4 protein-coding genes and 1 pseudogene are annotated in these 6761 nt (G+C 38.7%); 3 read left to right on the forward strand and 2 right to left on the reverse strand.

What is annotated here, in order from left to right; genetic code table 11:
• The coding region (locus L5M49_RS24560; RefSeq protein WP_263266970.1) for a transposase family protein at positions 1 to 173 on the reverse strand (173 nt) is incomplete at its 3' end.
• A gap of 93 nt (positions 174 to 266) precedes the next feature.
• Between L5M49_RS24560 and L5M49_RS24565 the strand changes: the two genes are divergently transcribed.
• The 3 genes and pseudogenes from L5M49_RS24565 to L5M49_RS24575 all read left to right on the forward strand — a co-directional run bounded on the left by L5M49_RS24565 (position 267) and on the right by L5M49_RS24575 (position 5628).
• Entirely contained in the window at positions 267 to 3182 is a 2916-nt protein-coding gene (locus tag L5M49_RS24565; RefSeq protein ID WP_263266968.1) for a type I restriction endonuclease subunit R, read from the forward strand.
• Positions 3183 to 3213: 31 nt separating this feature from the next.
• Entirely contained in the window at positions 3214 to 4299 is a 1086-nt protein-coding gene (locus tag L5M49_RS24570; protein WP_263177641.1) for a hypothetical protein, read from the forward strand.
• A 156-nt stretch (positions 4300 to 4455) separates the two neighbouring features.
• Positions 4456 to 5628: pseudogene (locus L5M49_RS24575) on the forward strand (IS3 family transposase).
• 752 nt (positions 5629 to 6380) lie between these two features.
• Here the strand turns inward: L5M49_RS24575 and L5M49_RS24580 are convergent.
• The coding region (locus L5M49_RS24580; protein ID WP_263266969.1) for an IS66 family transposase at positions 6381 to 6761 on the reverse strand (381 nt) is incomplete at its 5' end.

Consider the following 6761-nt stretch of genomic DNA (forward strand, 5'->3'; position numbering starts at 1 on the left):
AAGATAGATTCTCTTGATAGATTCTCTTGGCCGAATTCTTCAATAGCTTGCCAGCCATCACAACCTGAAGCGATTGCGGCTAAAACAAGAAAAATAATATCAACTAAATCATGGTCTAGGTTGATGTGAGAGCGAGGGTCTTCGATGAGTTTCAAGTGTTCAAATAAGGACATGGATTAGGCTCAGTAGAATAACATGCCCGATCAGATCATGCAGATAGGAAGAAGTTCCCTACTGTTAACAAAGTATGATCCCGCCCTGGCTCAATGAGTGATATCGCAGCAAATGAGCAAGTATATGAGCTTTTAAAAGATGGCTATGTATATTGTAGTGATCTTGAAGATGAGGAAGATTATGTTGTTCGGTTTATCAACTGGGATGAACCTGCGGACAATGATTTTTTACTTTGTAGTCAAATGAGTATATCTGGTGAAATTGAAACGAGAAGACCTGATTTAGTAGGTTTTATAAATGGTTTACCACTAGTGTTTATTGAGCTTAAAGCCAGCCATAAAAACCTCCTCAATGCCTATAAAGATAACCTGACTGATTATCGAACCACTATCCCAAGCTTATTTCATTTTAATCAGGTTATTATTCTATCTAATGGCGTTCAATCTCGTGTTGGTACAATATCGAGTCAGTGGGAACATTTTGCTGAATGGAAGAAAATTGCCAGTGAAAAAGAGGCTCGACGAGTTAGCTTAGAAGTGGTTATTCGAGGTGTGTGCGAACAAAACCGTTTACTCGATATAATCGAAAATTATACCTTGTTTGTTAAGCAGAAACAGACGATTAAGATTGTTGCAAAGTATCACCAATATCTGGGCGTAAACCAAGCATTGGAAGGATTGAGTAATGTTAAAGAGCGTGCAGGACAACTGGGCGTTTTTTGGCATACCCAGGGAAGTGGCAAAAGCTTTTCCATGGTCTTCTTCTGTAAAAAAGCATTTCGTAAGTACACAGGTAATTGGACTTTTGTGCTGATAACCGACCGCACTGATCTAGATGACCAAATTTATAAGACGTTTAATTCAACTGGCATTCTGACAGAAAATTGCCAAGCCGAATCAGGCGCAGAGCTTAAAGCATATTTAGCTGCTGATCATAGATTTGTATTTTCGTTGATACAAAAGTTTAAAGGTGATGAGAAAGGCAATTACCCACTTCTTTCTGAGCGTAACGACATCATTGTTATTACAGATGAGGCACATCGTAGCCAATACGACACTCTTGCAATGAATATGCGCAACTCGATGCCGAATGCCTCATTTATGGCATTTACTGGAACCCCATTACTTGCCGGTGAAGCCAAAACCCAAGAAGTTTTTGGTGACTACATCAGTATTTATAACTTTGCTGATGCCGTTGATGATGGTGCAACTTTGCCTTTGTACTATGAGAACCGTGTACCAGAGGTCAATCTTAATTGTGATGATATAGGTAGTGAAATTGCTGATATTCTTGATCAAGCAGACCTAACGGATGAACAAGAAGCTAGATTAGAGAGCGAGTTTTCAAAGGCCTATCATGTTATTACCCGTGACGATCGACTAGAAACAATAGCTAAAGACTTAGTTGAACATTATATCAATCGTTCGCCCTTTAGTGATGGCCGCTTAGGCAAGGCTATGGTGGTATCAATTGATAAAGCGACTGCAATTAAAATGTACGATAAAGTGCAGAAAGTATGGAAAGATAAGTTAGTAAGTTTAAAAACTCAGGCTAAGTACGCCAAAGGTAGCAGGTTAGCTAAGTTTCATTTTCAGATTGAACACATGGAAACGATAGACATGGCTGTTGTTGTGTCTGGTGGTCAAAATGATGAAGCGAGACTATCTAAAAAAGGCTTAGATTATCGTTTTCATCGAGAACGTTATTTGAATGAAAAGCTAGATGAAAAGTTTAAAGATCCGGAAGATAATCTTCGAATTGTGTTCGTTTGTGCTATGTGGCTTACAGGGTTTGATGCGCCTGCAGTATCAACACTTTATTTAGATAAACCATTAAAAAGTCATACACTAATGCAAACAATAGCTCGAGCAAACCGAGTTTATCCGGGTAAAAGTGCTGGGCAAATTGTAGATTATATCAATATCTTTAGTGCCCTTCAGCTAGCCTTAGGTTTGTATGGCGGAGGACAAGTTTCTGAGCCTGGAGCAGGTTATCATATTGATAGCCCTGCAAAAGATAAGAGTGAGCTTGTACATGCATTAGCAGTTGCTATTGGAGAGCTAAAAGCTTTTTTGAGCAAACAGGATATAGACATCGAGTCGATAATTTCTGCGCCAGCGGAGGGTTTTACTAAGCTACAGATGTTAGATGATGCGAGTGAAATACTGCTTAACCCTGATATTAAAGATGAATTTACGACTTTTTTAAGGCAAATAAACAGAATTTTTAAAGCCATACTACCAGATGACAATGCGAACGCTTTTGTACCTCATAGAATTGCTATCAATATTATTTATGCTCAAATGAGACTTAAATCTGGCCTGACAATTGATGATGAAGATGTCCTAGATGTCGTTAGGCATCAAGTAAATGAATTGCTTGATGATGCTATAACAACTATTCAGATCAAAAGTAATTTACCGGAGCCTATTAATATCGCGGGTATAGATTTTGATGCCTTGGCTGAGATGGTTGATAAGATTAAGAAGCCACAACAATCAGATGCAGAACGTCTGAAAAATATCATTGAGCGTAAGCTCCAAGTGATGATGCTAAAAAATAAGTCCAGACAAGATTTACACCAAAAGTTTCTCGAGTTAATCGAGCAATATAATTTAGGTGCATATAGTGCTGAAGAGTTCTTTAATGAGCTTAAAAATTACATCCAAGATCTTGATCATGAAGATAAACGGACTGTGCGAGAAGGTCTAAGTGAAGAAGAGTTGGCCGTATTTGATTTGATGAGTATGGTTGTACCTCTCAATGAAAAGGAGAGAAATGAGGTAAAGCAAATCGCTAAAGAGTTGGTTAATAATATGAAAGAAATTTTAGTCATTGATTGGCGGAAAAAACAGCGCACAAAGGCTAGGGTTCGAAACTTTATTGAAGATAAACTGGATGTGTTACCTGACAGTTTTGATGATGAATTGTGGCCTAAAACCTGTTCGGATATTTATATGCATATTTATGAGAAGTATCCAGGGCAAGGGCAGAGTGTGTACGTTTGATTGTATACGCGTATATATAAGTGGGGGGTAATTGCTTACAATTCAAAAAGATGAATCTATTTACAGTTTGATTTTCAGAACTCATATTGTAAATGGCGTTTCAAATTTTACAAATATAATCACCATAAAAGGACTTTGGGATTGTTCTCCTTCAATTTTAAAAAGCACATTACAATTCTATCAACCTGTGCAAGATAGCCTGTTTTATGAACTACTTAAAAAAATTAGTTTTTTTAGTAATGAACGCGATATGTTCACACTATCACAAATGGGAGCTTCTGAGCTGAGATATTTTTTTACCGATGAACCTCAAATTTCATCTAGAAGAGGTGATTTTCCCATAAGATATTGTCAATTTTGTATTTCTGAACAACTTAAAAAGTTAGGTTTTTTTTATTTTAAAAATAGCTGGTTAAAGGAGGCTGAGTGCAAGAGCCATAATGAGGTTTTGGTTCAAATAAACGCAACTACTTATTCGAGATGCTTAAAAGTTTTAGCTAAAATACATAAAATTAAATCAACTCCCCAAAGAGGAAGTTATTGCAAAAAACAGCGAAAATCCACTCAATTTAAAAGAGAACATTTCGCACCATGCATGGCTATCTCAATGTATCAACATTTGTCATATAGGGTTGGTCTTTTTCCTGAAAAAGCTTATGGGTATAAGGTCATGAGTCATGATTTATTAAGGCAACCCCATATTCTTCAGCATGTATTTGATACTATAAAAGAGGAACAGCATTACAGTTATTTTGAAGTGATGAAAATCTCGGAGTTATATACTTTTTTTGTTGGTTGGGAGAATAAAAAATCTATTAAAATTAGTATTTATAAAAATAAAATAAGTAATTGTTCAAACTGTCAGTACAACTCCTGTATAGCTAACAAAACTATAATATATGCAGCTGAGTATTTCCCATTATTGAATAAATGTGAATTTAATAATGAACTATTATTGAAGTATGTTACATCATCTGAATGCTTTTCAGACAAACAAAAGCGAATAGCAATTCAGGATTTGACTTCAGATAGAAAGTTGGGACTTATTAATCAATTAAAGGATATTACAAAGTTAGAGCTCCGTAGACGATTTACTGAGCCATTTTATAGATGTTAAAAATAACATCATGAATACTTTCGAGGATTAATTACAAGTGGTTATCCTTTGAATCCATAACATCTACTATGAGGCCACTGCAGTGTGACTGTTCTGGTCTAATCCCATCGGACACTTAATTTTGAGACAGTATGGTCAATAAATTAAGAGGTCTATATGAGTCTGAAGAAATCACATAAGAGTTATCCCCAGGCATTTAAAGATGAAGCTGTCTTGATGGTGCTAGAGCAAGGTTATAGCGTTGCCGATGCGGCAAAGTCGCTTGGAGTTAGCACGAGCCTGCTTTACAACTGGAAGGAAAAACACCAAGCCCTGCAACAAGGTGTCACCTTAGAAGAGTCTGAGCGTGATGAGCTAAAACGATTACGTAAAGAAAACAAAGAATTACGAATGGAGAAACTCTAAAAATACCCAAGGGGCACACCGAGGCCAGCGCCTTCTTTGCGAAAGAAATGAAGTAAAATTTCGTTTCATCAAACGGCAATCCAACCTGTTTCCCGTAGCACTGTTATGTCGAGTAATGAGTGTCAGTAAATCAGGCTATTACGATTGGCATAAACGCCCTGCAAACGTGATAAGCCTTGAAACACTGAAGCTTTATCGCCTTTTAGACAGCTATTTAAGCAAAGTCGAGGCAGCTTAGGGAATCGTGAAATGGTGAAAAAATTGCGCAAGGAAGGCTACCAGATTGGTCGCTATCTCGTTCGTAAAATTATGCACCGCCTTCGACTCAAAGTAACCCAGCGATGTGCTTACAAGGTGACGACACAGCGAAAACACTCAGATGCAGTGGCTGATAACCTGTTAAACATGAACTTTAATCCAGTATCGGCTAATCAGGTCTGGGCGAGTGACGTGACCTATTTAAAGACGGGTGAAGACTGGATGTACTTAGCTGTGGTGATGGATTTATATTCACGCCGGATTGTGGGATGGCACATAGACCAACGCATGACCACAGATTTGATATCCAAGGCATTAATAAAAACCTACAACCTGCGCCAACCGGCCAGAGGGTTGGTATTTCACAGTGACCGAGGCTCGCAATATACCAGTAAGCAATTCGGTAGGCTGCTATCGAGCTATGGTATCCGAGCCAGCATGGGTGATGTGGGTGCGTGTTGGGATAATGCCGTTGTTGAGCGTTTCTTTGGTAGCTTGAAACACGATTGGATTTTTAAAGTTAATCAACCAACAAGGGAGTTTATGAAGCAAGATGTGACGGCTTACATGAAATATTACAACTTGGAGCGGCTTCATTCTGCTAATGACGCTCTGTCACCTGTAGAGTTTGAAAATTCTCAACTAAAAGTGTCCAGTTTGGGTTGACCAGTACAGTCGAAGGTGGTTGAGCTGCGTCGGTATTGCTTTGCTCACACCTTAGCAGGGCTTTACCTATATGAAACTCAGTAGTTCAAACTAAAAGTCTAACCCAGAAATGTCCCGAAGTGATTTTGAAAGTGCTCAAACTTTTTATGCTATTACACTTACGGGCAAACTTTATTGTCTCATTTTGCTCTTACGGGCAAACACTATTGTCACTACACAAGTTGTAAAGATGAAATTCGAACGAAGACTATTTGAATTCAACGAAGACAATCTTTTTGTATAAACTGAACATAATTGACTTATGGTGCTGATTATTAAGATTAAAAGTTTGTCTTCGTTTTTATTGCAGCCCGAATGCCTTAAGGGGCACTATCATATTGAGCAATATATACCGCCTCTGCTCACATTATTAACCTTGAGGTTGAGTCAGTCGTACAATCGCAGGTTTACAATCTATCGTGAGATTAAATAAAGGCAGTTTTCACTGTCTATTCTTGAGTTCTACGCTAATTCGAATACGCCAAATATCTTCCTGTTCAAATGCCTTCGTTTCCGATCCCGCGACCTTTGTTCCAAGCTGTCATTGTTTATTCTTTATCTATGATTACCCAATGAAAAGTAAGGCATAAATCAAAGACATTTCAAAATGTGGTGATATGATGTTGGCAATTCTTTTAATATAAGAAAAACTTCAAATGAAACAAACAGAACGTAAGCGTAACGCCAACCACACCTTGCGGTGTGGCGGGTGATCAGTAAGGCAGGAGTTGCTGTAGTTTCTCTTGGGTGTTGGCTTTGGGTAGCTCGGTTAATAAGCGGCATAGGTAATCATACGGCTCCAGTCCGTTGATTTTTGAGGTCTCGACCAGGCTGTACAGTGCCGCACTGGCTTGTGCTCCCGTCTTGGTATTGGCGAACAACCACGCCTTGCGACCAATCACGAACGGTTTGATGGCGCGCTCCGCACGATTGTTGTCGATATTCAGACAGCCATCATCCAGATAGCGGACAAGCTTGGGCCACTGATTCAGGCTATACGTAATAGCCGCTCCCAGTAAACTTTCTTTCGTGACACTCTCGCTTGATTTATCCAACCAGCTTTTGAATTGCGCGAGCAACGGCTTGGCTAGCGT

The organism is Shewanella sp. SM74 (assembly GCF_025653725.1).
Taxonomy (GTDB): Bacteria; Pseudomonadota; Gammaproteobacteria; order Enterobacterales; family Shewanellaceae; genus Shewanella; species Shewanella oncorhynchi.